Annotated in this window: 21 protein-coding genes and 1 tRNA gene; 9 read left to right on the forward strand and 13 right to left on the reverse strand. The window is 42.4% G+C overall.

Annotation, left to right across the window (positions count from 1 at the left end):
* The first annotated feature begins 156 nt into the window (after positions 1-156).
* Entirely contained in the window at positions 157-1,272 is a 1,116-nt protein-coding gene (locus HGD77_RS11000) for a transglycosylase SLT domain-containing protein (RefSeq protein ID WP_004731846.1), read from the forward strand.
* 93 nt (positions 1,273-1,365) lie between these two features.
* Here the strand turns inward: HGD77_RS11000 and HGD77_RS11005 are convergent, their stop codons facing one another.
* Together HGD77_RS11005 and ttcA are read right to left on the reverse strand one after the other, a co-directional pair.
* Positions 1,366-1,752, reverse strand: coding sequence for an SCP2 sterol-binding domain-containing protein (locus tag HGD77_RS11005; RefSeq protein ID WP_004280536.1), 387 nt, complete (start codon positions 1,750-1,752; stop codon positions 1,366-1,368).
* Between the two features lie 206 nt (positions 1,753-1,958).
* A complete protein-coding gene (ttcA, locus tag HGD77_RS11010; protein WP_004280538.1) occupies positions 1,959-2,885 on the reverse strand; it encodes a tRNA 2-thiocytidine(32) synthetase TtcA in 927 nt (308 codons plus the stop codon).
* A 496-nt stretch (positions 2,886-3,381) separates the two neighbouring features.
* On the opposite strand from ttcA, the gene HGD77_RS11015 reads away from it, so the two are divergent.
* Positions 3,382-4,254 carry a lytic transglycosylase domain-containing protein gene (locus HGD77_RS11015; RefSeq protein WP_168386989.1) on the forward strand — a complete coding sequence of 291 codons (873 nt, stop codon included), beginning with the start codon at positions 3,382-3,384 and terminating at the stop codon, positions 4,252-4,254.
* A 175-nt stretch (positions 4,255-4,429) separates the two neighbouring features.
* Positions 4,430-5,335, forward strand: coding sequence for a protease HtpX (gene htpX / locus HGD77_RS11020; RefSeq protein ID WP_004280540.1), 906 nt, complete (start codon positions 4,430-4,432; stop codon positions 5,333-5,335).
* 82 nt (positions 5,336-5,417) lie between these two features.
* Here htpX and HGD77_RS11025 read toward each other — a convergent pair whose 3' ends face one another.
* The 5 genes from HGD77_RS11025 to HGD77_RS11045 form a co-directional block, all read right to left on the reverse strand.
* The gene (locus tag HGD77_RS11025) at positions 5,418-5,999 is read right to left on the reverse strand and encodes a DUF4112 domain-containing protein (protein WP_155861543.1); all 582 of its coding nucleotides are present in this window, start codon (positions 5,997-5,999) and stop codon (positions 5,418-5,420) included.
* A gap of 74 nt (positions 6,000-6,073) precedes the next feature.
* The gene (gene mgtE, locus HGD77_RS11030; protein WP_168386990.1) at positions 6,074-7,414 is read right to left on the reverse strand and encodes a magnesium transporter; all 1,341 of its coding nucleotides are present in this window, start codon (positions 7,412-7,414) and stop codon (positions 6,074-6,076) included.
* 163 nt (positions 7,415-7,577) lie between these two features.
* Complete coding sequence (locus tag HGD77_RS11035; RefSeq protein ID WP_168386991.1) at positions 7,578-10,706, reverse strand: efflux RND transporter permease subunit; 3,129 nt, start codon at positions 10,704-10,706, stop codon at positions 7,578-7,580.
* Positions 10,707-10,878: 172 nt separating this feature from the next.
* Positions 10,879-13,974 (reverse strand): multidrug efflux RND transporter permease subunit, encoded by a 3,096-nt coding sequence (locus HGD77_RS11040; RefSeq protein ID WP_138742919.1) that lies wholly within the window; start codon positions 13,972-13,974, stop codon positions 10,879-10,881.
* Positions 13,975-14,231: 257 nt separating this feature from the next.
* Positions 14,232-15,833 carry an isocitrate lyase gene (locus tag HGD77_RS11045; protein ID WP_121979611.1) on the reverse strand — a complete coding sequence of 534 codons (1,602 nt, stop codon included), beginning with the start codon at positions 15,831-15,833 and terminating at the stop codon, positions 14,232-14,234.
* Positions 15,834-16,495: 662 nt separating this feature from the next.
* Here HGD77_RS11045 and HGD77_RS11050 point away from each other — a divergent pair.
* Entirely contained in the window at positions 16,496-17,485 is a 990-nt protein-coding gene (locus tag HGD77_RS11050) for a LysR family transcriptional regulator (RefSeq protein ID WP_005103940.1), read from the forward strand.
* A 127-nt stretch (positions 17,486-17,612) separates the two neighbouring features.
* Positions 17,613-18,935, forward strand: a complete 1,323-nt coding sequence (locus tag HGD77_RS11055) for a hemolysin family protein (protein WP_004280552.1) — start codon at positions 17,613-17,615, stop codon at positions 18,933-18,935.
* Positions 18,936-18,996: 61 nt separating this feature from the next.
* Here HGD77_RS11055 and HGD77_RS11060 read toward each other — a convergent pair whose 3' ends face one another.
* On the reverse strand, positions 18,997-20,025 hold the full coding sequence (locus HGD77_RS11060) for a transposase (protein ID WP_079255106.1): 1,029 nt from the start codon (positions 20,023-20,025) through the stop codon (positions 18,997-18,999).
* Between the two features lie 82 nt (positions 20,026-20,107).
* Here HGD77_RS11060 and HGD77_RS11065 point away from each other — a divergent pair, with 82 nt between their 5' ends.
* Positions 20,108-20,386, forward strand: coding sequence for a hypothetical protein (locus HGD77_RS11065; protein WP_004645748.1), 279 nt, complete (start codon positions 20,108-20,110; stop codon positions 20,384-20,386).
* Positions 20,387-20,427: 41 nt separating this feature from the next.
* On the opposite strand, the gene HGD77_RS11070 is transcribed toward HGD77_RS11065, so the two are convergent.
* Positions 20,428-20,934: a hypothetical protein gene (locus tag HGD77_RS11070; RefSeq protein WP_004280554.1), complete on the reverse strand. Its 507-nt coding sequence runs from the start codon at positions 20,932-20,934 to the stop codon at positions 20,428-20,430.
* A gap of 174 nt (positions 20,935-21,108) precedes the next feature.
* Here HGD77_RS11070 and HGD77_RS11075 point away from each other — a divergent pair, with 174 nt between their 5' ends.
* The 3 genes from HGD77_RS11075 (at position 21,109) to HGD77_RS11085 (ending at position 22,871) form a co-directional block, all read left to right on the forward strand.
* The gene (locus HGD77_RS11075; RefSeq protein ID WP_121979612.1) at positions 21,109-21,837 is read left to right on the forward strand and encodes a hypothetical protein; all 729 of its coding nucleotides are present in this window, start codon (positions 21,109-21,111) and stop codon (positions 21,835-21,837) included.
* A gap of 170 nt (positions 21,838-22,007) precedes the next feature.
* Positions 22,008-22,093 (forward strand) — tRNA-Leu (locus HGD77_RS11080).
* A 91-nt stretch (positions 22,094-22,184) separates the two neighbouring features.
* Entirely contained in the window at positions 22,185-22,871 is a 687-nt protein-coding gene (locus HGD77_RS11085; RefSeq protein WP_121979613.1) for a hypothetical protein, read from the forward strand.
* Between the two features lie 30 nt (positions 22,872-22,901).
* On the opposite strand, the gene HGD77_RS11090 is transcribed toward HGD77_RS11085, so the two are convergent.
* The 4 genes from HGD77_RS11090 to ftsH all read right to left on the reverse strand — a co-directional run bounded on the left by HGD77_RS11090 (position 22,902) and on the right by ftsH (position 26,864).
* Entirely contained in the window at positions 22,902-23,216 is a 315-nt protein-coding gene (locus tag HGD77_RS11090) for a DUF5713 family protein (protein WP_004280560.1), read from the reverse strand.
* A gap of 108 nt (positions 23,217-23,324) precedes the next feature.
* Positions 23,325-24,176: a dihydropteroate synthase gene (gene folP, locus HGD77_RS11095; RefSeq protein ID WP_168386992.1), complete on the reverse strand. Its 852-nt coding sequence runs from the start codon at positions 24,174-24,176 to the stop codon at positions 23,325-23,327.
* Positions 24,177-24,254: 78 nt separating this feature from the next.
* Positions 24,255-24,869 carry a GNAT family N-acetyltransferase gene (locus HGD77_RS11100; RefSeq protein WP_155861545.1) on the reverse strand — a complete coding sequence of 205 codons (615 nt, stop codon included), beginning with the start codon at positions 24,867-24,869 and terminating at the stop codon, positions 24,255-24,257.
* Positions 24,870-24,974: 105 nt separating this feature from the next.
* Positions 24,975-26,864 carry an ATP-dependent zinc metalloprotease FtsH gene (ftsH, locus tag HGD77_RS11105; protein WP_004280565.1) on the reverse strand — a complete coding sequence of 630 codons (1,890 nt, stop codon included), beginning with the start codon at positions 26,862-26,864 and terminating at the stop codon, positions 24,975-24,977.
* Positions 26,865-26,910 lie beyond the last annotated feature (46 nt).

The following is a 26,910-nucleotide window of genomic DNA, read 5'->3' on the forward strand; positions in this document are numbered from 1 at the left end:
ATCTATGTAGTTTTTCTACATAATTATCTTTAAATCTCTTGTCATTTTGAATGACGTCATGACTGCCCAACCCTTATTGAATTTATCAAACTGTTAAAATTTCTGGCTTTGTTGGCTGTGATTTTTAGGGCATAAATTACTTGTAGCGGAGACAACATGCACAGTAGTTCATCCACTGGGTCGAGGCTTTGCCTAAGATCTGTAATTTCTTCTCTCCCTTTGAAAGCACTTGTACTGAGCACTGCATTTATTCCCCTACACAGTATCAATGCAAGTAAGACCACACTTCAGTTTGATCATGTGGTCAATAGCAATAAGTTGACCGTGGTTGCGGTTGAAAATCCGACTACCGTATTCCAGGATGGACAACATCTGCATGGCTTCGGTTATGATCTGGTTCGTAACTATGCTAACAATCTGAATGTAAAACTCGATTTTAAAATCGTTCCTGATAATCAGACTGCCCTACAGTGGGTTGCTCAGGGTAAAGCCAATCTGGCTATGACGACTACTGATATACGCACCATTGAAAACAAGCGTTTGACGTCGTTCTCGGCCACTTGTGGCGATGAATCAATTCTGTCGAGTAATGGCTTGAATACCAATTTAAATCTGGTGTTTAAATCTGCTACAGATCCTTTGAGCCAGACGGCCAGTGCTTTTGTCTGCAAAGGCAAACAAAGTGGTGCCATTAAGCAGCTTGCTTCATTTTATAATCAGAATGTCGTGAAAGAGGAATCTTGGACCACCATTCAACGTGATTTGAACAACCGTCTGCCGATCTATGAAGCGAGTTTTAAACAGACAGCGCAGCAGTATGACCTGGATTGGCATTTACTGGCGGCCATTGGTTATCAGGAATCTTATCTGAAACCGAATTCAGTTTCTCCGACGGGTGTGCGTGGTTTGATGATGCTGACCAACAGTACAGCAAAAGCCATGGGCGTGAGTAACCGTACCGATCCTACTCAAAGCATTCAGGGTGGTGCCAAGTATTATGATCAAATGCTTAGTCGCTATGATCATATTCCTTTTCCAGATCGGAACTGGTTTGCACTGGTAGCGTATAATATGGGCCCAGGTGCAGTGAATCAGTTGCAAAAGCGCATTCAGTCGCAAGGCAAGAACCCGAATAACTGGGTGAACTTATATGCCTATCTGGATCAGAATAAAGCCAATAATGGTCGCTACCGTCAAGCGGTACAATATGTGACCCGCATTCGTGCTTATTTGGAACATATCAAGACCACACCACAATTGGTGAATATCTAAGCTAAAACCTTAGCATTAATCAAAATGACATAAAAAAAGCTTACCTCAGGGTAAGCTTTTTTCGTCTTTATTCAGGCTAATGTCTTAGTAGAATTAAGCCGTGGTATTTTCAAGTACTTTCTTGAACAAATCTTTTTGTTCCTGACTTGGTTTTGCAGTCTGAAGTGCCATCAATTGTGACATATCACCCTGTACTTTGATTTTACCTGTCATAAATGCCTGCATCGCAGCAGCCATATCAAACTCTAGGAAAACTTTACGTAGAGTTTCGCCATCCATATTCAGCGTAGTTTTGGCATTTGAAGACAAACCTTTTTTGATTGCCCCACCATCTAAAGATAGTTCAGTATTACCTGTAGTGTCCGCTACAACCAAATTAATCGCAAGGTTCGCCAAAGCTGGTGGCAAATTCAAATCGCCAGCTTGCGCAGTTAGAGTTTCTACAGTTGAAAACCAATCATCAGTTAAAAAAGCAGGCATGATCTTTCCTCAAATTATTTGTTCATTTGTGTCGACTATCCAGACGACATCATGTTGAAGCTATTATGCTTGTGCTTTGTTATATCATGATCATTAGCGCAAAGGCTAACGAATTTTGTACGCGCCGTTCAATTTTTGTAGTTCTATTTTTATTTATGTTTATAAGCAGACATCAACCCGCAGGCTGATGTCTACACGTTCTAAAATTAGTCTGCAGCAAAGCCCAGATTGACCATATTGATCCGACGGTTCTCGCCTTCCACAGCTTCTTCAGTTGAATCACCGCCTTTGAAGTCGAATTCACGCTGACTGTCCAGCACTTCAAAATCAAATAATTCACGATCGACCAGCTGCGATGGCGAAACATTTTGCAATGCGCCAAAAATGCTGTGCAGACGTTTTGGATGTGCTTTATCCCAATCACGTAACATGTCATTGATAATTGCGCGCTGCAGGTTGTCCTGAGAGCCACATAAATTACATGGAATAATTGGAAATTGACGCATTTCTGCATATTTGATGATGTCTTTTTCTTCCACATAGGCCAGTGGGCGAATCAGAATGTTCTTTTTGTCTGAAGACAACAGTTTTGGTGGCATAGCTTTCAAGCTGCCGCCATGGAACAGGTTCAGGAAGAAAGTCGCCAAGATATCATCACGATGATGGCCTAAAGCAACTTTGGTCGCGCCAATTTCCTGCGCAAAACCGTATAAAGAACCACGACGCAAACGCGAACAGACTGCACAATAGGTTTTGCCTTCTGGCGTCAGTTTTTTGGTAATGCTGTAGGTGTCTTTTTCCAGAATGTAATACGGAATGTTATTTTCTTCTAAATAACGCGGTAGAACATCTTCAGGGAAGCCTGGCTGTTTCTGATCCAGATTCACAGCCACTACATCGAAATTGATCGGTGCGATGCGCTTGAACTGTAGCAGGATATCCAACAGGGTATAACTGTCTTTACCACCAGAAATACACACCATGACCTTATCGCCTTCTTCAATCATCTTGAAGTCACGAATGGCATGTCCGACCTGGCGGCGAAGCTTCTTCAACAAACGGTAGTAGGCTGAGCTTGTTGGCAGTTCAGGTTTGAAATTAAATCCTTGTTCGGACTCAACTGGCGAGTACATAGACGAGATTAACCCATAAAAAAATACCGCGCAATTTTAGCCGATTCAGACCGCTATCGCATCAAAAGAATTTATTTTCATGAAAATGTCTTATTAGTTTCATTTTCATGTTTTATTTAGATTGATATATTGAACGATTGCGTTCATTTTTTAGTCAAGATGCTTATCTTTTGGACTTTTCCACAGTTGTCCACAAAAGCTGTGGATAACTTTGTGGATTGAAACAGACTTGACAACTTGTCCGGCTCAAAAGATAAGGCTTTTCTTTAAATTGATCATTTTTGATCAATTTAATTATTTATAAAAATCAATTAGTTAACCCTGTCAAGCCTAAGGTTTTAAATTAAATCATATTTTTTTTCTACTGCTAAAATGTAAAAAATGACTTGCATTTACAAACTCGTTTATAAATGCAGCGCACAAGTCTTTTCATTCCGTAATTTTTTGTTAAACTCTTTATTGAATTTTTCTCGCTTGTGTTTACTTAATATAAACAATGAAAATAAATGTGTATGTTTTGGGGCGTTATGGGATCAGTGGTTTGCTATTGGCAAGCTGTTGTCATTTTGCTTATGCCGGTCAAACGATCTATCAATTACGTGACAGTAATGGCAGTACTTTATTGACCAATAAGAAAAGCCGCTATAATCATCTACAGGTAGAAAAGAAAACCTATTATCCAGACAGTAATATTCACAGTTATAGCAACTGGGGCTCGAGTGAAGCTTCTGTATTGCCTAGCTATAGTAGAAATAAAAATGCCTATGACTCGATTATTCGTCAGGCAGCACAAACCTATGGCGTGTCTGAAGGCTTGATTAAAGCCGTGATGCATACCGAATCCGGTTTTAATGTACAGGCACGCTCTCCAGTCGGTGCACAGGGCTTAATGCAACTCATGCCGGCGACTGCCCGTCGGTTTAATGTCAGCAATGCTTATGACCCGCAGCAGAATATTATGGCAGGCGCCAAATATCTGGCCTGGTTATTGAAACGTTTTAATGGCAATACCACCTTGGCACTGGCCGGCTATAATGCCGGTGAAGGTAATGTTGCCAAATATAAGGGCGTACCACCGTTTCGTGAAACTCAGGACTATGTCCGTCGTGTCAGCAGCCGTTATCAGAACCTATATGCTCAAGGTCTAGGTAATCATAGTGCTGCCTATACAGCATCTTCTGATACTGGCCGTGTGATTGCCAGTTCTGACAATTATTCGACTGGAACCACCACAGCTTCCAATATTCAGGCTGCCAAGTATCAGCGTCAGATCATTGCTCAAGCGGATGGCAGTTTCACCGATGCACCGGCAGGCTCATATGCCACCGCCAATGCGTCAGCATCTGCAAAAATATATTTGAGTGAATAATTTCTAAACAGCTTTGTTTTTAAAGACCTATGTTTTAATTAGTACAAAAAATATCCTGTGTTTTTGTAGCCAAATGCTATTTTTTCCTTGAATTCTTCTCGATTTCACCGCATATTGATTTCAATGATTTACATTTAATAATCAGATTATTTTTCTGTAATAAGAGGATTTCTCAATGATGCGGATTGGTTTGTTCTTGCTAACCAACCTCGCGGTACTGGTTGTAGCTGGCATTATCTTGTCACTCTTCGGTGTCGGTAGTTACCATGGCGCAGGTGGCTTGAATCTAGGCAACCTGTTGGTCATCTGTTTTGTGTTCGGTATGGTCGGCTCAATGATTTCCCTGTTCATGTCTAAATGGATGGCGAAAAAGACCACGGGTACTGAACTGATTGACCCGAATGCACCTCGTAACCAAGCTGAAGCCTGGTTGCTCCAAGAAGTTGCACAACTTTCTCAGCGTGCAGGCATTAAAATGCCGGAAGTGGGTATTTTCCCCTCTTACCAGTCGAATGCCTTTGCCACTGGCTGGAACAAAAACGATGCTCTCGTTGCGGTATCAACCGGCTTGCTTGAGCGTATGAACAAAGACGAACTTCGTGCAGTATTGGCGCATGAGATTGGTCACGTCGCCAATGGTGACATGGTCACTCTGGCACTAATCCAAGGTGTTGTGAACGCCTTCGTGATGTTCTTCGCACGTGTCGCAGGTGATTTTATTGACCGCAATGTCTTTGGTCGTGAAGAAGGTGAAGCCCCGGGTATTGCCTATTTCGTGATTACTATTGTGCTGGATATCGTGTTCGGTATCTTGGCATCGTCGATTGTGATGTGGTTCTCTCGTCACCGTGAATACCGTGCTGATGAAGCAGGTGCACGTCTGGCAGGTAAACAAGCCATGATTTCAGCATTACTGCGCTTACAGGCAGAATCTGAAATGCCAGATGCCATGCCGAAAGAAATGAAAGCATTTGCGATTTCTGCGGGTAAAGAAGAAGGCTTTAGCCTTGCTGCATTGTTCCAGACGCATCCAAGCATCGAACAACGTGTCGCTGCATTGCAACAACTTGATTGTGCTTAAGTAAAACTTTATTTTTGATTCAAAAAAAGCCTGCTAATTGCAGGCTTTTTTTATTGGATTCAATTATTCTTTAGCTGACCTATCATTGGCTGAACCATTGATACAGCGCCATAGCACCCCACCCGATCGCGAAGATAAATAAAATCAGGAATAAAGTACCTAAAATATCGGGGATATGAATCCAGATCCAGGCCACCACGGGATTGCGCCAGAATGCAGATTGCTGTTGTTTGCGCTCCAGACTTTCATGCAAAAATGGATGCACCACATGCCGGTCACTGCTAATCTGATATTCCTCACGAATATGCAAGTGCACGACATCGAGTGCCTTGCGACTGGGCCGGATAAAAATATCAAAGACCGTGCCCGCCACCGGAATAAATCCTACTACCGCATCGATCGCCGCCATCTTCATCACTGGATTGAGTTTGGCACTCGGCACCCCGATCTGTTTGGCCTTATGAATGGCATAACAGGTCAATATAAAACCGGCAATATCTCCAGCAACCGGAATCGTACTCAAAGCCGCGTCTGCCCCCACCCCTTGCTTGGTAAACGGAATACGCACCACGGAGTCCATCATATTGGCAAACTTGGCCAGATCACGTTCCAGACGTATCACCTCTTGTTGGCTTAATTTTGGTTTTTGTCCAGACTCAGGCATAAGTTATTCCAGAAATAATGCTGATTTTCTTGAGCATAAAGTATTTTTTCTAGGCTGATGTATCAATCTGTGAATTAAAACAATAATTTGGAAGCAACGAATAAATACAGAATCACACCGGTAGCATCGCAGATAGAAGTCACTAACGGCGCCGAAGCACTGGCAGGATCAAGTTTGAGTTTATTTAAAATAAAAGGCAGACTCATGCCGATCAGGCAGCCCGTCAACACAATCCCGAGCATACTGATGGCCAGCACCACAGCTACCATAATATCTCCCCGAATATAACCCAGAATGGATACCGCAATCGCCATAGTGCCGCCTAAGCACAGCGCCACCAGAGATTCGCGACTGAGCAAATTAAACCAATCCTTAAATTCGACATCGCCTGTGGCCAAAGCACGCACCATCAAGGTGGCTGATTGCGAACCGGCATTCCCGCCACTGCCCACCAAAAGTGGCAAGAAAAATACCAGCACGATATGTGCGGCAATGATCTCTTCAAAGTGTGCAATCCCGACTCCAGAGAGCAGACTGCCAAAAACCAGAATGACCAACCAAAAGACCCGCTTCTGATACAGGGTCAAAATCGGGGCAGTTTTAAGGCTCAACTCAGTCAACGGGGTTACTGCACCCGACTTTAAAATATCTTCAGTGGTTTCGGCTTCGACAATGTCCATAGCATCGTCATAGGTGACAATTCCTAAGAGTTTTTGCTGGGCATCAACCACTGGCAAGGCAATAAAATCATAATAGGCCAAGGCTCTAGCCACAATTTCCTGATCATCTGTTACCTGGGCAGAAATGACGTCACGTTGCATCACTTCGGCAATGCTCAGCTCAGCTAAGGCCTGAATGATCTGCCTTAGGGAAATCACACCGATCAGCCGTTTTTCTGCATCGACAATATATATCAGATACAGGGTTTCCTGCCCGGCGGCCACCACACGTAAAGCCTTTATCGCTTCATCCATGGTTAAATCGGGTGAGAGCGTCACAAAACGTGAGCTCATCATGGCACCTGCTGTACCTTCCGGATAGATGGCCAGATCTTTGAGTGTCTGCTGGGATTCTTCAGATAATGCGCCCATCAATTGCAGCTGTAGCGGCGGCGAAAACTGCTTATAAATATCGACAAAATCATCAGAAGGCATTGCATCCAGAATAGGAACAAGTTCTGAAATAGATAAGTGCTGTGCCACGTTTAACTGCTGCCCTAGGGGCATAAAAGCATAGACCAAGCTCGATTCATTCAGTTCCTTTAAAATTCGGGCCTGTTGCCGAGCATCTAAACGACTTAAAATGCGTGCCTGATCGGCGACATTCAGCTGACTGAGTAAACCTACAGCGATGTCGTGATTTTCAGAATGAAATTGTTGTTGGATATGCTGGATTTTTTCTGAAATTGTCGGCATAAGCAGCTCATTATAAAAGTCTGGCAGTCAAGAGAGGTTTGTCCTGATCCCTATGTATCCTAATTTTTTCATGTGAATAATTTTAATGATCATGCTGCAATATGACGATATTTTTTGTATAAATCAATTCCTCGATATTTAGCCATAAAAAAGCCTGACTGAGTCAGGCTTGTTCACTTTCTAAAGATGGATACTCTATCACCACTGATTGAGAAACCGTTTTTTTAATCATCAGACTACGAATCAATACATACATAAAGGGAATAAACAGCAGTACCAGGACAGTGGCAAATAGCACCCCACCAAAAACACTACTGCCAATCTCCTGCCGGCTGATTGCACTGACGCCGGTGGCAAACATCAAAGGCAGTACGCCCGCTGCAAATGCAATGGAGGTCATGAGAATAGGACGCAAGCGTAAGCCCGCGGCCAGTATCGCGGCCTGAACCGGAGTATGACCTGCCCGCTCTGCTTGTGCAGCAAATTCTACAATCAAAATTGCATTTTTACAGGACAGACCGATAGTCGTCAGCAAGGCGATATGAAAGTAAATATCGTTCGCAAAACCAAACCAGACACAGAACAGAATACTTCCTCCCACGCCCAGAGGAATCGCGGTCAACACCACAGCAGGAATCGTCCAGCTTTCATAGAGTGCCGTTAAACATAAGAAAATAAAGGCAATCGAAATTAGATACAAGAAAATAGCTTGCCCACTGCTACGTTTTTCTTCTAAGGCGGCTCCACTCCAGGCCAAATTTACTCCGTCTTGTTCATCGACTAAAGCTTCGACATCTTGCATGGTTTGACTCGAAAATTGATCTTTGGGAATACCTGCATATACAGGCACGGCGTTATAGCCCATATAACGGTTGATACTATTCGGTCCACCTTGCCAATTCAGCGTAGTGAATTGATTAAACGATAACATTTCGCCTGTGCTATTACGAACATGCCAATGTGCCAAATCTTCAGGTTTAGAACGGAACTCCGCTTCGCCTTGCATGATGACCCGTTTGATTTGTCCACGATCAATAAAGTCGTTGATATAAGTACCACTCCAAGCCGCAGCCAACGTACTATTAAAACTTTGCTGAGGTACGGCATATTTGAGTAAACGTTCTACATCCAGTTTAATATTCAGCTCGGCACTTTCTTTGGGTACATCAAGTTGTAAATATTCAATCGATGATTTTGCTTTGGCACGAGTTTCAATCTCAGAGAAGGATTGCTGTAAAAACTCGCTACCCCGTGAATCTAGATCTTGTAACCAGAAGTCGACCACACGTCCATTACTTGACATAGAAGGTGCCATAAAGAAAATCTGGGCATTGGCATGATTGGCAAAGTGCTTTTGTGCACGATCTACAATAGCAAAGACGGTATCTTCAGGATTTTTACGCGCTGCCCAGTCCTTTAATACGACAAATAGCTGACCACGATAAGGCCCAACCCCAACATTGTTTCCGCTATACCAAATCCCAATGCTTTGAATGCGCTCAGATTCATGTTGCATTAAATAGTCCTGGACTTCACGCCCTACTTTTTCTATCTCAGAACGTGGTGCATTGCCCGGCATCACAATTTGACCCATGACAAAGCCCATATCTTCCGTTGGCATTAGCCCTTCGGGCAAGGTTTTATAAAGCCAGCCAAAGCCTAAAACACATATACTAAATACAGCCAACATCGTCATTTTAAACTGCATGCTACGTGCAGAAAGCTTTTGGTAACGTATGGTGAGCTTATCCATGCCACGATTAAAACGCTGTGCCCATTTTGGTTGATGTGGTTGACGTTTTAGCAGTTGCGCTGCAAATGTAGGGGTGATGATGAGTGCCACCAATAAAGAAAGTAGCATTGCCACGACCAACGTGATGGAAAACTGACGATAGATGACTCCTGTCATACTGCCAAAAAATGCCATGGGAATAAATACAGCAGTTAAGACCAAAGTAATCCCGATCAATGCACCGCTGATTTCCTTCATTGACTTTAAAGCTGCAGCCTGAGCATCCAAATGTTCTTCATGCATCAAACGTTCAATGTTTTCCACGACCACAATGGCATCATCGACCAACAGGCCAATCGCCAAAATCAGGGCAAACAAGGTAAAACTGTTTAAGCTCATTCCCAATACATACAGCACCGCAAATGTGGCTAAAACTACAATCGGAATCGTGACTGCAGGAATAATAGTAGCGCGCCAGTTTTGCAGGAAGATAAACATCACCAAGACCACCAGTACCATCGCTTCGACCAAAGTTTTCGCGACTTGTTCAATTGAACTGGTAATAAATGGGGTTCTGTCCATAGTCATACGCAATTGATAATGTGCAGGCAAATTGGCTTGGGCATTTTTCAATACCGTTTGCATCTGCTCTGAAACCGCAATGGCATTACTCCGTGGCGCCAATTGAATCGATAATGCAGCGGATAAATGACCGTTGGTATAATTTAAATGGTTATAACTTTCTGCCCCCAACTCAACACGTGCAACATCTTTCAAGTACAGTACTGAACCTGAATCTGTTGTCTTCACAATGATTTCTTCAAATTCATCAATGCTACTTAAACGTGATCCCGCACTGACCTTGGCATTCATGTATTGATCTTGTGTTGTCGGTAATCCACCAATAGAACCAGACACAAGTGGTGCATTTTGTGTCTCGACTGCATTGCGAATATCACTCGGCATCAAATTAAATTGGCGTAGTTTATGTGGATTGAGCCAAATGCGCATCGCATAGCCTGCGCCATAAAGCTCCACTTCACCCATCCCGTCAATACGGGAAAAACGCGGTTCGACATGCACCATTAAATAGTCAGCAAGCTCTGTCGGTGTCGCCTTCCCTGATTCATCATATAAACTCAGTAATGCAAATTGATCATAACCTTGTTTATAAACAGCCACTCCATTTTGCTGGGTTTCTTCAGGCAATCGACTTAGCACACCATTGACCGCATTTTGCACTTGCAACAATGCCTGATCGAGATCCACGCCTTGCTCAAACGACAGGGCCAGATTTGCACGCCCCACGCTACTGTTGGACTGAAAGCTTTCCAAACCTTCAATGCCTTTTATCGCTTGTTCTAAAATTTGCGTGACCGATTGCTCAACGGTTTCCGCAGATGCACCACGATACCCCGCAGAAACACCTAACGCAGGTGCATCCATATTCGGCATATGCTCAATCGGAATTTTTTGCAGTGCAAAAATTCCTAATACCATCATGATAATGGCAATCACGGTTGCAAATTTAGGTCGATAAATAAAAAAGCGTGACAACATGAATAAAAATCCCCATCAGATGCATTCTCACGACGCATTCTTGTATGAATAGATGATTTCTATAGCAATTTTCACACCATGCTGAAAACGCAACCAGCTATCGGATAAATTTTAACGATAAAAAAATCCCCGTATAAACGGGGATTTTTAAGCTCTAGAGTTTTCCTTTGTTTTAAGCACGCGATTTTTTGATGATGAGTTGGCGAATCAAAACATACATAAATGGAATAAAAATCAGCACCAGCAATGTTCCAAAAATGACACCACCAAATACACTCACCCCAATTTCCTGACGACTCACCGCACCTGCGCCTGTAGCAAAGACCAGCGGTAAAATCCCTGCGCCAAAAGCCAAAGAAGTCATCAAAATTGGACGTAGGCGTAAAGACGCACCTTCTAGTGCCGCCTCTACTACTGATTTACCTTGCTGCTGTGCTAATGAAGCAAACTCTACAATCAGAATGGCATTCTTACAGGACAGACCGATGGTGGTCAGCAAGGCAATCTGGAAATAGATATCATTCGGGAAACCAGCCAGATAACTGAAAATAATATTGCCACCAATCCCCAGTGGAATTGCTGACATTACGGCGGTTGGAATGCTCCAGCTTTCATATAAAGCCGCCAGACAGAGAAAAATAAAACCGATCGAAATCAGATACAGCCAGATCGCCTGATTATTGGACTGTTTTTCCTCGAAAGAAAGACCGCTCCAGACTACATCGACTCCCTCCTGCTCGGCAATCAAAGCTTCCACATCCTGCATGGCTTGGCCGGAACTGCTGTCTTTGGCCCGATCCGCTTCCATTTGCAATGCGGTATAACCCATAAAACGGTTGACCACTTCAGGGCCACCACTCCAGCCCACTTGCGAGAAGTTACTGAAAGGCACCATCTGATTTTGGTCATTTCGTACATGCCACTGTGCCAGATCTTCCGGCTTGGAACGGAATTCAGCATCACCCTGCATGATCACCCGTTTAATCCGGCCGCGATCAATAAAGTCATTGATATAACTGCCGCCCCAGGCACTGGATAAGGTACTGTTAATCGCCGATTGGGTCAGGCCATTGGCCATGGCCTGTTTCTGGTCAATATTGACACGTAGTTCTGCTTTGTCAGGATTAGAACGTTTGCCCAGATTTTCAAAGCTCGTATAGTTGCCCGCCCGAGCTTCCAGCGCTTTAAATTGCTGTTCCAGATATTGCCGGCCATTGCCATTGATATCTCGAATCCAGAAATCCAGACCATCGGTTTGTCCCAGACCATTGACTGAAGCTGGCATGGACACGTTAATTTGTGCATTGCGATTACTTTGAAAATGCTTCAAGGCCCGTTCACGAATCGCTTGTGCAGTATTGTCCTGACCGGAACGCTCATCCCAATGTTTTAATGCCACAAAACCGGTCGCCAAATTCTGACCAGTTCCAGAGAAATTTCGCCCATAACGGATCATCACCAGATTGACGTTGACTTGTTCCTGATCCAGAAAATACTTACGAACTTCTTCACCGATCTGAATGGTATGTTTCATCGGGGCGCCTTCCTGCAATTTAATCTGCAGGCTTAAAATCCCCTGATCCTCACTCGGTAAAAAACTGGTTGGCAAAGCGCGATAGAACAGCGCAAAAACACTGATCAATCCGGCAAACAGCAGCAAACAGATCGCCTGACGCTGAATCGTGAGTTTAGATAAATTCAGATATCGATATTTTAAATGCTCCAGTTTCTGGTTAAACCAGGACGCCCATTTTGCCGGTTTAGGATTCGGTTTTAGAATAAGCGCGCACAATGCTGGGGTTAGAATCAAGGCCACCATTAAGGACAGCGACATCGCCGCAACCAAGGTAATAGAAAACTGGCGGTAGATCACGCCAGTCGATCCACCAAAAAAAGCCATCGGAATAAAGACTGCGGTTAAGACCAACGTAATCCCGATCAGTGCCCCACTAATTTCCTGCATGGATTCCAGGGCAGCGTCCTTGGCAGACAGTTGCTTTTCATGCATCAGCCGTTCGACGTTTTCCACCACAACAATCGCATCATCCACCAACAGGCCGATCGCCAGAACCAGCGCAAATAAGGTTAAAGTGTTGACACTCATACCCAGTGCATACAACACCGCCATGGTACCCAAAATCACTACCGGAACAGTCACGGTGGGAATCAAAGTGGCACGCCAGTTCTGCAAGAAAATGAACATCACAATGATGACCAAGATCACAGCTTCGATCAGGGTTTTGATCACTTCTTTAATTGATTCTTGTACAAAGGGCGTATTGTCACGTGGGTAAGCAATTTTATAGCCTTCAGGCAATTGCTGGGAAATACGGGCAATTTCAGCCTTAATCAGATTAGAGGTGGCAATGGCATTGGCCCCTGAGGCCAGTGAAATACCCAGACCTGCTGATGGATAACCATTATTGGTACTATAAGACTGATAATTTTCAGCACCCAGTTCTACCCGCGCAATATCTTTCAAATAAATAAAGCTGCCGGCACGATCCGATTTGACAATAATATTCTGGAATTCTTCTACAGTTTTTAGCCGTGAACCCGAAGTAACTTTGGCATTCAGGTATTGCTCGTCTATGGCTGGAAGATCACCAATCGCACCAGCAGCGACCTGAGTATTCTGGGCTTCAATCGCAGCACGCACATCACTTGGCATCAGGTTATATTGTTTTAATTTTGCCGGATTCAGCCAGATCCGCATCGCATATTGTGAACCAAAAACATCCACCTCACCAATGCCTTCAATCCGGGAAATGTCCTGTTCCAGATGGGTCATCAGATAGTCGGAAAGTTCAATATTGTTGCTGCGCCCCGACTCATCATACAGGCTGATCACCATATGGGTATCACCGAGCGATTTAAAGACATTAACGCCTTGGCGTTGTACATCTTCCGGTAATCGGTTTAGTACCCCATTAATCGCATTTTGTACCTGAACCTGTGCGGTATCTGGGTCGGTGCCATTTTCAAAGCTAATACTGACCCGGCTGCGCCCTGAAGAATCACTACTCGAACTGAAATACAGCAGATGATCAATGCCTTTGATTTGCTGTTCCAGCACTTGAGTCACACTTTCTTCCACAGTTTCTGCAGAAGCACCGCTATAAGTTGCTGCCACCGTTATCCTTGGCGGGGCAATGTCCGGATAACGTTCCACTGGCAGGTTCATCACTGCGAACAAGCCGATTGCCATGACAACAATCGCCAGTACCCCAGCAAAGATCGGGCGGTGGATAAAAAATTTAGACAGCATAAGTCCGGGTCACTTTTAATTAAATAGGGGTAAATTGATGCAGAACATAAGTATGCTATATCGAAATATTCAGTGACATAGCACTAGAATGCAAGAATTAAACACATAAAAACTGCGATAAAAACCAATCATGGAGAAATTATGGATAATCCCTCTTGAGCATATTCTTGAGATTGCTCTTCCCTATTTATTAATAGCATTTTTCCAAACAAAAAACCCTGCATCTGCAGGGTTTTTTGGTGAATCAATTGAGCGGATTAAGCGCTGAACTGGTTCATTGTGTTTTTAGAATCATCACCAGCTTTCAATGCATTGTCACCAGCGAAGATTTCTTTGTGGTCATCACCGATGTCAGAACCAGCCATTGCTTGGTGTTTAACACATGCGATACCGCCGCGGATTTCTTTACGTTGTACGCCAGCAACATAAGCCAACATACCTTCAGTACCGAAGTAACCTTGAGCAAGCTCATGAGTAGAAAGCGCAGCTGTGTGGTAAGTCGGAAGTGTGATCAAGTGATGGAACACACCCGCTTCACGAGCAGCGTCAGCCTGGAATGTACGAACTTTTTCGTCAGCTTCAGCAGCCAGTTCAGTTGCATCGTACTCAGCGCTCATTAACTTAGCACGGTCGTAAGCAGAAACGTCTTTACCTTCAGCAACCCAACGGTCATATGCTTGTTGACGGAAGTTTAAAGTCCAGTTGAACGAAGGCGAGTTGTTATAAACAAGTTTCGCATTTGGAACTGTTTCACGTACACGGTTAACCATGTGAGCAATTTCAGCAACGTTAGGCGTCGCAGTTTCGATCCAAAGCAGGTCAGCACCGTTTTGTAGGCTAGTTACACAGTCAAGTACGACGCGGTCGATTTGCGTGCCTTCACGGAACTGGTATAGACCAGAAGCAAGACGTTTAGGACGGTGAAGTTTACCATCACGCTTGATCAGGATTTCGTCTTCTTGCGCTTCTGAAATGTCGATTTCAGTTGTGTCTAAGTAGCTGATGTATTGAGAAGCGATGTCGCCTGGCTCTTTAACCACTGGGATTTTTTGAGTCAAGTCAGCGCCTTCAGAGTCAGTACGTGCAACAATAATACCGTCGTCAAGACCCATTTCCAGGAATGCATAGCGAAGAGCGTGGATTTTCGCGATGAAGTCTTCGTGTGGAACTGTTACTTTACCAGCTTGGTGACCACATTGTTTCGCGTCAGAAACCTGGTTTTCGATTTGTAGTGCACAAGCACCCGCTTCGATCATTTTCTTAGCAAGTAAGTAAGTCGCTTCTTCGTTACCGAAACCAGCATCGATATCCGCAATAATTGGCACAACGTGAGTTTGGAAGTTGTCGATTTGTGAAGTGATTTCAGCTGCTTTAGCAGTGTCACCCGCTTCTTGTGCTTTTTTAAGGGCACGGAACAAGTCGTTTAATTCTTTCGCGTCAGCTTGACGTAAGAAAGTGTAGATTTCTTCGATCAATGCAGGAACAGACGTTTTTTCGTGCATAGATTGGTCAGGAAGTGGACCGAATTCTGAACGAAGTGCTGCAACCATCCAACCAGAAAGGTAGATGTAGCGACGTTCAGTTGTACCGAAGTATTTTTTGTTCGCAATCATTTTTTGTTGCGCGATGAAACCGTGCCAACAACCTAGTGATTGAGTGTATTTGCTAGAGTCTGCATCATAAGCAGCCATATCACGACGCATAATTGCCGCTGTATATTTCGCAATGTCTAAACCAGTTTTGAAACGGTTTTGGATTTGCATACGCGCAGCATCTTCAGGACTGATGTCTGCCCAAGTGTTACCGAATTTCGCTTTTAATTCGCGGATTGCATCAATCGCTGTTTGGTATGTAGTCATGATATATTCCTGTAATAATATTAGGATTTTTCTGCAACGAACCGCTCAAATCACACCCTCAATGACTTGTTCAGATTTTCGACGATCCGTTGGGATAGCTAAAGATTAGTGGGCTTATGAAAATTAATCCAATAGTCTGCAAGAATCTTCAGTATTTATTTAAAAAATGAGTAGATCAAAGTCTTAGTACAATCTTAATGAATTATATTAATACACTGTTTTATATAAATTTATTTAAAAATAAAAATGGGTAAAATTTCCGCATGTTGCTTAAAAATAATTCATTAGACTTAAGTCTGGCCATGAGTTCTATGCCCCTTTATTTTTAAAAAATACTGATCTTTGATGATTTATTCAACTTAATGAATTTTTAATTTAGTTTACTTTTCACTCAAATCTTGAATACAAGAACAGCCTTTCTCATGTTCTTTTAAACCGAAAATATGGTTTTCATCCCAATCTATAAAAAAGGCTAAATGATGATCCATTTAACGTACATCTTTTTTCTTATGTACACTCGAAATAATGGAGCTTAAGCCTGTGTCAATTCTGTAAACTTTATCAGTGAGCACATGGCTTTTTTTCATCGGCGCTTTACACAAGGCCCGGCAATTATGGCATAATCATCATAATTTCTTGTATTTATTCTCGGTATTTCTTTTATGAATCTGGAGCGGGTCGATCTCAATCTATTAATTTATCTTGATGTACTTCTTCGCGAAAAAAATGTCACACGTGCAGCAGAACAATTGGGTGTTACCCAGCCTGCCATGAGTAATATTTTACGCCGATTACGCAATTTATTTAATGATCCCCTCCTGATCCGTTCTTCTGAAGGCATGACCCCAACCGAACGTGCTTTAGAATTACAACCACGTATTCGGGATGCCCTGGCTGACTTGTCGATGATTCTGGAACCACGTACCGAGTTCCGTCCTTATACCTCAAATCGTGTCTTCCGGATCATGACTTCGGATTATGCGGAAGCCACACTGGTTCCACGTCTCGTCAAAGCCCTACGTTCAGAAGCTCCAAATGTTGTTCTCGACTTCTTAACACCAAGTGATGTGTCGTATCGTGACATGGAACAAGGCAAGGTCGATCTGGCAATCAACCGTTTTAATGAAATCCCACAAAGTTTTCATCAGGTATTGGTCTGGCGTGACAGCTTTTCTTGTCTTTTAAATAACAAGCATCCTGCCGCAAGCAATTTAAACCTTAAAAGTTACCTGGATGCACAGCATATCTGGGTTTCTAAAACCGGTATGGGGGTTGGCTTCGGGGTCAATCCTGAAAAACAGGCCGGTTTAGGCTGGATTGATCAGGCTTTAGAGCGGATTGGCCAGAAACGTAAAATTTCGGTCTTTACCCGTCATTACCAGATGCCGGGTTTATTGGCTTCCAATGTCGACTTGGTCGCAACACTTCCTTCACGCATCGCACGCCTGCAAGCAAAGAATCACAATTTAATTCTAAAAGATCCGCCATTTTATATTCCGGAATTTGAATTGAAAATGGCATGGTGCCCTTTATTGCATCATCATCCGGCACATCGCTGGTTACGTCAGCTGATTTTGTATGTTGCGCGTCAAATGATTGAAGAAGAAAACCGTGAATTCCTGAGCAATAATTCTCAATTTTCACATTATTAAACTCAAAATCTTCTAAATTCTTATTTTTTAAGATTATACTTTGAAGACTTGAGCTGTCGTTGTTACACCTCAAGTCTTTTTTTGTGTTAAAAATATCCCAAGATACTATTCATCCACAGGTGGATTTGTGAGCCTCTTACAAAATATCGTGATTATCTTAATACTCATCACGGGGGCCGGTTTTTTATCTTTAACTGAAATCGCCCTCGCTGGTGCCCGTAAAGTCAAACTCAAAATTCTGGCTGAGTCGGGTGATCATCGCGCTCAAAAAGTTTTAGATCTACAAGAAAATTCTGCGGACTTCTTTGCAGCCTCTCAAATTGGTTTAAATGCAGTTGCCATTCTCGGCGGTATTTTAGGTGAAGGTGCCTTCCGCCCTTATATTTATAATTTTGTTTCCCGCTTTTACCAAGGACCTTGGGCTGACAATATTAGCTTTGCGCTCTCCTTTACTGTCGTCACTTCATTATTTATTTTATTTGCGGACCTGATGCCGAAACGTCTGGCCATGATTGCGCCAGAAAAGATCGCAGTCTCAGTCATCGAGCCAATTCAGATTTTCATTAAAGTCTGTAAACCTTTGGCATGGTTCATTAACGCGATTGCCAATATGCTGTTCCGTCTGTTTAAAGTGAATACCATCCGGGATGATAATATTACTTTTGATGATATTTCTGCAGTGATGGATGCAGGTGCGCAGGCAGGCGTGCTCCAGAAACAGGAGCATCATTTCATTGAAAATGTATTCGAGCTGGAAGAGCGTAACGTGCCTTCGAGTATGACTACACGTGAAAATGTGGTGTTCTTCACCTTGAATGAACCGGAAGAAAGTATTCGGCAAAAGCTGGCAGAATATCCTTATTCCAAATTTCTGGTATGTAGCAATGACATCGACAGTGTGATTGGCTATGTCGATGCCAAAGACATTCTGGTGCGTATTCTGAACAACCAGTCGCTGCTGCAGCTCAATGAAAATACCATCCGTAATGTGTTGACCATTCCTGACACTTTGACCTTATCGGAAGTTCTGGACCGTTTCCGTTCCACCAAGGAAAAGTTTGCCGTCGTCATTAATGAATATGCGCTGGTCGTTGGCGTGATTACCCTTTCTGATATTATGATTACCGTGATGGGTGACTGGGTGACGCCTATTGAAGCCGATCAGCAAATTATTAAACGTGACAATAATTCCTGGCTGATTGAAGGCAGCACGCCGATTGAAGACATCAAGCATGCGCTTGAAATTGATGAAATGCCTGATGATGAGAACTATGAAACCATCGCTGGCTTCATGATGTATAAATTACGCAAGATTCCACGTCCTGCAGATGCCGTGATATTTGGTGCTTATAAGTTTGAAGTGGTGGATGTCGATCATTTTAAAATTGACCAGTTGCTGGTGACCCGCCTAATCGAAACCAATTCAGTTATTCAAGAAGAATCAGATTAATCTGGTTCTTCTTTTTAGCCCTCTATTCAAAAAATTATTCTAATATAGGACTTACGCACTATTATTTATAGATTCTCTGTGGTAGCAGATGATTTTTATCGAGAATAAAGTCATCAATGAAGTTTTTGATAACTGGTCTAAATAATTTCTTCTGCCAACGATATACATTTTCAAAGATCCGCTCAAACTGGTTCTTTTGTATCTCAACGTAGGCCATCAAGGCTGAAAAAATATGATTCAAAATCAGTTTAGATCGTCTTACTTGAAACTTTTCAATATGACAAACCTGTTTAATCACCCGGTGATATTGCTCTATTTTCCAATGACTTGAATGTAATTCATGAAAACCCTCAAAGGACAATAAATCATCTTCATCTTGATGCACAATATAAAACCTCTGCTGTTCTTTTAACTGAGTCTTAAATAATTGTACAAAGCCAAAATCTTTGAGCCAGACCACTTGACCCTGATGGAAATCTGGCAATAAACGCAGTTGAAACCATTGTCCTTTTTCTGGGGAAACCTTACGGTTACAGTCGATACCAAACATAAATCGAATACCATATTTTCTTATGGTTTTTAGATTTCCAGTCGATGAATACCAACTATCACCTGTAATAAATTGAATCTTTGCACCCCAACTGAGTACTTCACTTAACATATCCATAAAGTAATCATTCTTGGTTTTACTTTCAGATTTGTCATAAATTCGGAAATTAATTGGAATATTTTGACCATTTTGATCTGTCGCATACAAGGTAATGAGATTAATACCCTTGACGGATCGGTGGTGTTTGCCTGACCAAAAATAGCTAACCAAGTCCATATGTTGACTATATGGTTTATCTAAAACAGTATCATCAATACTGACTATAAGTTTATTATTATCAATATGTTGAATTGATTCTTGATATAGGTCGTGAGGTGTGTAGTCTTCACGCTCTAGAAAGCGATTTACACTATCATGCGAGATATTATAAGTCTCGGCAAGTTGTGTGCAGCTAATAGAGTTCGGTTCTGTCATGAGAAAGCCCATATAAATGGGTAATGTACAAGTTGCTGTAGAAGCATGTTTAATTCGTCTAATCACAGATACTTTATAAAGTATTTTAATACTTTTTTGAATCCGTCAATGCGTAAGTCCTATAATAAAAAAATCCATAAGGTGAGTGATGAATATTTCTGCATTATTGGCATGTCTGTTTTTTTATTCAGCCCTGTATTTGTTTTACTTCTTCTTTGCCAAACAACAGAATCCCCTGCTTTTACTCGCAGCCATCATTCTGATGGTTTTAACAGTTTTCATTATTCCCTACCCGCATGAACGTCGCCGTCAAGGTTTCGACTCGACCTTGAGATTTGGAGAGTATTTTTATTGGCCATTAATCACGTGGTGGCGTTTATTTATTCTGCCCATCAGCTGGCTGATTGCACTGATATATCGTGATTAAAAAAGCACCTTTGGGTGCTTTTTTTTAGATCTAGTTATAGCTTAGATTTTTGCTAATAAAGCCTCAAGAACGGCTTGATAGTGAATCTGGATATCATCTTCTAAAATTTTGTAGGCATTATCGAATTGCACCATTGGCCAGCCTTCTTTCCAGAATGGGAAAATATTATGCAGGTCATGGGTGACAATGGCATCTTCACGCACAATTGCTTGGGCAATTTGTGACAGCACTTGCGCAGTTTCAGCGCCATCAATCGCCATATAATCAATACCGCGCGCTTTTAAAATACGGATTCGGTCTTTTTTATAACGGATTTTTTTGATTTGTGCTGCATTCAGACCCAAAGCCAAAGATACGGCTTCGACAAATTTGTCTTCAAATGACTGATTCAATGCTACTAAGGCTGCTTTATGCGCTTCCTGACGACCAGCTTTACCACCCTGACGAATTGCTGCTTGCGCCTCAGTATTTAGCTCATCCTTTTTCATACTTTGCAGGATGTCTAAAATTTCGATGTCGCTTAACGCCTGAGGAGATTGATCAGTCATAAACTGTCCTTAAAAAAATAAATCTTGAATCGGCTATTTTCGCATAATTCGTGGCTAAAAAATCAAAATCTTCATGATTAAAACAGCGCTACGACCTGAAACTGCATTTCTTCTGCGATTTTGCGCAAAATCGACTATAGTGCTTCATCTATATATTAAATTAATCTCTGGATGATGCCCCCTACGCAAGTGACTTTGTTGCTGCAGCAACTTAAGCGCCAATATCCGACTGCATTTAAAGGAAATTACCTGTTTTACAGTCAGATTAAAATCCGTGGAATCTGGGATAAAGCCAAGCTCTTCATTCCTTGGGCCTTGGCCGCCATGATTTTTGTTCCCATCAGTTTGATGTTAGGAGATCTGGTACAGCAATCTTTTGTGCAAATCAGTGAATTTCAGGCACAGAGTTATGCCATTTTGGCCATTCTACTGTTCCTGATGTTGAGTCAGACCTTGATTCTGTACCAGATTCAGCATTCTTCTTATTCGCTGTATCAGTTATTACGGCATACTCCAATCAAGATGGCTATTGTGATTCTATTGCAAGCCTTAAATCCGGTCTTTATACAAAGCAGTTTGCTGATGTGGAGCTTATTCTTCTTTGGCGTGAGCTTTGGCTTTGTGCGCTTTTATCGGGAAAATTTATTCAAGGAAAATAGCAAAAATACTGAGCACTATCAGCTACAACAATTACGTAAAATCTGTTTTTGGGCTTATAAACAGACCTGTCTGATCCGACTAAAATTACGTTTTTATTCAAGCCATGATCCTCGGCATGCCGAACTAAAACAGCAATTAAATCACTATGCCGGGTTATATACGCGGCTGCTGAAATATGAGCATCAATATTGTAAAACGATCAAGCATCTAGATGTCGACAGCTATCTGGATGAAAATTCATAGTTCTCTCTATCCTTTTTCATTGGCCATCTTAAAGATCTGCAAATATTGAATTTTAAAAAACGTTGATTTGCTGATTTTTAGAATAGAAGCCACGGAATTGCTTGAAAAGAAAGCAATCATTTCGGAATTTGCTTGCCAAGCTTTATTTCGTCCTCTATTATTGCGCACATGCCCGAGTGGTGAAATCGGTAGACACAGGGGATTTAAAATCCCCCGCCCACAAAGCGTGCCAGTTCGAGTCTGGCCTCGGGCACCATTTTAATATTTATTAAAATGGTGCAATAAAAAATCCAGCATTAGGCTGGTTTTTTTGTGCCTGAATTTTATTCTTTTAGCGCGAAATCCCCATGTCAGAATTAAAACACTTTGATCTCGCTACATTACAATTACGTCATCCAGACGCTTTTTTCCTTAAGCTGCGTTATAGCCGCTTTAAATTTAATGCCTTGCAAAATATCCAGTTTGTTATCGCGATTAATTTACTGTCCCTTCTGGTCTGTGTAGCCTGTAGTCTCAGCTCCGTATTTCTGGAATATTATTTTTTCAAGAATGCCACGATTGCCTTTAATGTCACCTTAATTGTGCTGATGGCACTGCTTTATCCTTATATCTGGCATGCACAATATCAGGCGCAATTCAGCTCCAAAGTCTATAGTCAGCGTTTGCAAAATTGTCTCTATCTGCAAATTCCAATTTTTCTGAGCTTATTGCTCAACCTTTATCTGATTCATTCGGATGTACTGGTCATCATTAGTATGATCATTTTAGCGATTTCTTCCTTTGGGGTGGTCATCCTGGAACCTTTATTTAAAAGTTCCTGTAGTGCGATTGACCAGATCAGGTTGCAGAAACTCCGACAACTGGCTTTTTGGGCTTATCAACAATCCAAATCAAAAACACCACAACAGATTCAAGGTCAATCGAATCTACAGGCTTATTACCAAAACCTTTATCAGCAATGCATGAATGAAGAGCAACAATTACTCGGCTCAATTCGCTTTAATAGCTTTAAAGATTATTTGAACAGACAATAAAAAACCCTGCATCTGCAGGGTTTTCTTAAATCACCATTCACGATTGGTAATCAGTTCTTCCATTTCAATCTCGAACAGGCCGTGCTCTTGCACCACCATCATCATGGCTTCGGCAATATAATCCGCGGCAGTATCATCCAGAGACGAATCCAGATCTTCGAACTGAGGTTTCATGATATTGATATCAGCCACAGTCAGATTGGCAAGCTGGTAAATTTCTTGATCTGACAAACCTGATTTAGCGACTTTTTGGGCAAAACGTTCGATGTGCTGCTTGATTTCAGCAACCAGAATATCGGGATAATACTCATCATCGAACATGGGGAGAAGTAAATCTGCAAACATTACAGGCACTCTAAAGGATGACTATCTAATCTAAGCGTGCCTATATAGCATATTGTTGCTTAAAAGCCAAACAACATTGCCAATGTAGGGATTTCCCAGCCTCGATTTTTAAACCATTTGCATAGCTTGCCAGACTTTAATCGCATCGGCTGTGACTTTAACATCATGTGCCCGTACCATACATGCACCCTGCTGAATACTCAACAAATGCGCTGTTGCTGAACCCACTGCACGCTCTTGTGGTTCTGCCCCATCCAAAACTGCTCCGATAAAGCGTTTACGTGATAAAGCAGACAAAATCGGATAGCCCATTTCTGTCAATTTATAAAACTCTTGCAACAGCTTTAAATTTTGCTGGGCATTTTTAGCGAAACCAAAACCTGGATCAATCATGATATTTTCCGCTTTTACTCCAACATCTAAAGCATCCTGAACACGTTGGGATAACTCGCGTATCACATCTTTAGTGACATCCTCATATTGATCCAGATTGTTCATGGTGGTCGGCTCACCGCGCATATGCATGATGATCACTGGAATATTGAGTTCTGCTGCGGTCTGCAATGCATTCGGCCGAGTCAAAGCACGGACATCATTCCAGATATGTGCTCCGGCCCGAACCGCTGCGCGTATGACTTCAGGTTGCGACGTATCAATTGAGAGAATGACCTTATGTTTAGCCAGTTCTTCCACCACAGGCACTACGCGGCGAATTTCTTCTTCCACTTCTACCACTGCGGCACCTGGACGGGTCGATTCACCGCCAATATCAATCACGGTCGCGCCTTCAGCGATCATTTCAAGCGCACGTGCGACTGCATCTTCTTTGTAATTATGCCGACCACCATCACTAAAAGAGTCTGGGGTGACATTGAGAATCCCCATCACATGCGGCTGGGATAAGTCCAATTTTAAATCACCAAATGTCCATACATGTGGTAACAAAGGCATCAGCTGCATGATTCAATACTCACTCAAAATAACCCCGATATTGTCTTATGGATCGCTGAATAAAGCAAAGTGGAATAAGGCTAGGACCTAGATTTCGAAGTAATTGTTTTGGGAATATTGCATCAGTCTAGTTTGTAATAATGCTTTCACATCTGCCCATTCACTTTCTAAAATACTATAGATATAGCTATCTCGAATAGTCTGTCCATCTTTACGTAGCATATGACACCTGATAATGCCATCTCGTTTGGCACCTAATGCCTCAATCGCTTTTTGGCTGGGAAGATTCAAATGATCAGTTCGAAAGCCGACCACCTGAGCATTTAAATTTTCAAAAGCATGTCTTAACAAAAGATATTTACAAACGCGATTTACATAAGCTCTGTGATAGCGCTTGGCATACCAGGTATAACCAATTTCAAAACGTGGAATTTCCGCTTTAATATCATGATAACTGGTGGTTCCAATTGCTTGGCCGGAGTTTAAATCAATTACGGCAAAAACCATTCTTTCACCTTGAGCCTGTTGTTCGAAAGCTTGAGAAAAATATTTTTTTAAGTTATGCAGATAAGGCACCGAATTATATAAAATCTTACCTAAATTTTCTTCAGCGCATGCAACCACTAAATCAGAAAAATGTTCCCAGCTCAACGGTTCAAGACGAAGCTGGTAAACACTGGATTCCAGAACAGGCATATTCATTTTTGTTTTTCTTATTCATTTTTAATCGCTCAATATAACACTCAAAAAGATATGACAAAAATGACAAGCATAAAAAACCACCCGAAGGTGGTTTTTTTATTGAGCTTAGTTCGCTGGCAATGGCGGAGGAGTCAACGGACCATCATCTGGCGTTACATCAATCACAGGATTATCTGCAACATAGACTTTTGGTGGTTGAGGCTCACGACCTTCCATGATGTCACGGATTTGATCACGATCAATGGTTTCCCATTCCATCAAGGCTTTCACCATCGCATGGGCAATATCTTTTTTGCTCTCCAAGATATCACGTGCAATTTTATATTGTTCATCCAGAATTCGACGAATTTCACGATCGACTTCTAGTTGTGTAGTTTCCGAAATACTGCGGCTACCAATACTGCCCATGAAAGATTGCTGTGCATCTTCTTCATAGACCATAACACCAAGTTTATCTGACATACCGTACTTGGTTACCATCGCACGCGCCATTTTGGTTGCACGTTCGAAGTCATTTGAAGCGCCGGTCGACATCTGGTTAATGAAGACTTCTTCAGCAATACGGCCACCAAACAAAATCGAAAGTTCATTCAACATTTTGTCTTTGTAATGGCTGGTCTGGTCAAATTCAGGCAGCTGCCAGGTAACACCTAAAGCCCAGCCACGTGGCATGATTGTCACCTTATGCACAGGATCTGTACCTGGCAAGCTTTCAGCAACAATCGCATGCCCTGCTTCATGATAAGCCGTCGCACGACGCTCTTCATCACGAAGTACCATCGATTTACGCTCAGGACCCATATACAGCTTGTCTTTTGCATCTTCAAAGTCATGCATATCGACGGTGTTTTTGTTACGGCGTGCAGCAAATAAAGCAGCTTCATTCACCAGGTTTGCTAATTGCGCACCCGAGAAGCCCGGTGTACCACGTGCAAGAACTTTAACATCCACACCTGTCACTGAAGGCAATTTTTTCAAATGTACATTCAGGATTTGTTCACGACCTTTAATGTCTGGCAAACCAACCACAACTTGACGGTCAAAACGGCCTGGACGAAGAAGTGCTTTATCCAGTACATCTGCACGGTTGGTTGCAGCAATCACGATAATGCCTTCATTGCCCTCAAAGCCGTCCATTTCAACCAGCATCTGGTTCAGTGTCTGTTCACGTTCATCGTGACCACCACCAGTACCTGAACCACGATGACGACCGACTGCATCAATCTCATCAATAAAGATGATACATGGCGCATGACGTTTTGCCTGTTCAAACATGTCACGTACACGGGATGCACCGACACCGACAAACATCTCAACGAAGTCAGAACCTGAAATACTAAAGAATGGAACTTTCGCTTCACCGGCAATGGCTTTGGCAAGTAAGGTTTTACCCGTACCTGGAGGACCCACCATTAACACACCACGTGGAATACTCGCACCCAGACGTTTAAATTTGGTTGGATCTTTCAGGAAATCTACGATTTCAACGACTTCTTGCTTGGCTTCGTCACAACCGGCAACATCAGTGAAAGTGACTTTAATCTGGTCTTCAGACAGCATTTTGGCTTTAGATTTACCAAAACTCATTGGGCCGTTTTTACCACCTGCACCGCCACCCATGTTGCGCATAAAGAACATGAATAACAAAATGATTAAAAGTACAGGGAAACTTGCAATAAGCAACTGCATGAGCAAGCCTTGACGTTGTGGTGCTTCACCTTCGACCACAACATTATTTTTAATCAGGCTTGGCATCAGTTCAGGATCCTGAACTGCCGGACGAATACTTTCAAACTCTGAACCGTTTGATTTTTCGCCACGAATTCTTTCGCCGTCAATCACAACTTGTTTAATTTGGCCAGCATTGACCGCGGCAACAAACTCTGAGTAGTTCATTGTAGTCGGTTGATTGCGGTCACTGACGTTGCTGAAGATTAACACCAGCACACCCAGTATCACGAGCCACAATACGGCATTCTTAAAAAGATCGCTCAAAGCTTTATTCCCATTCCAATCTAATTTGATCATGCCCTGTTCAGGG

This window comes from Acinetobacter sp. NEB149 (assembly GCF_012516415.1).
Lineage (GTDB): Bacteria > Pseudomonadota > Gammaproteobacteria > Pseudomonadales > Moraxellaceae > Acinetobacter > Acinetobacter lwoffii_V.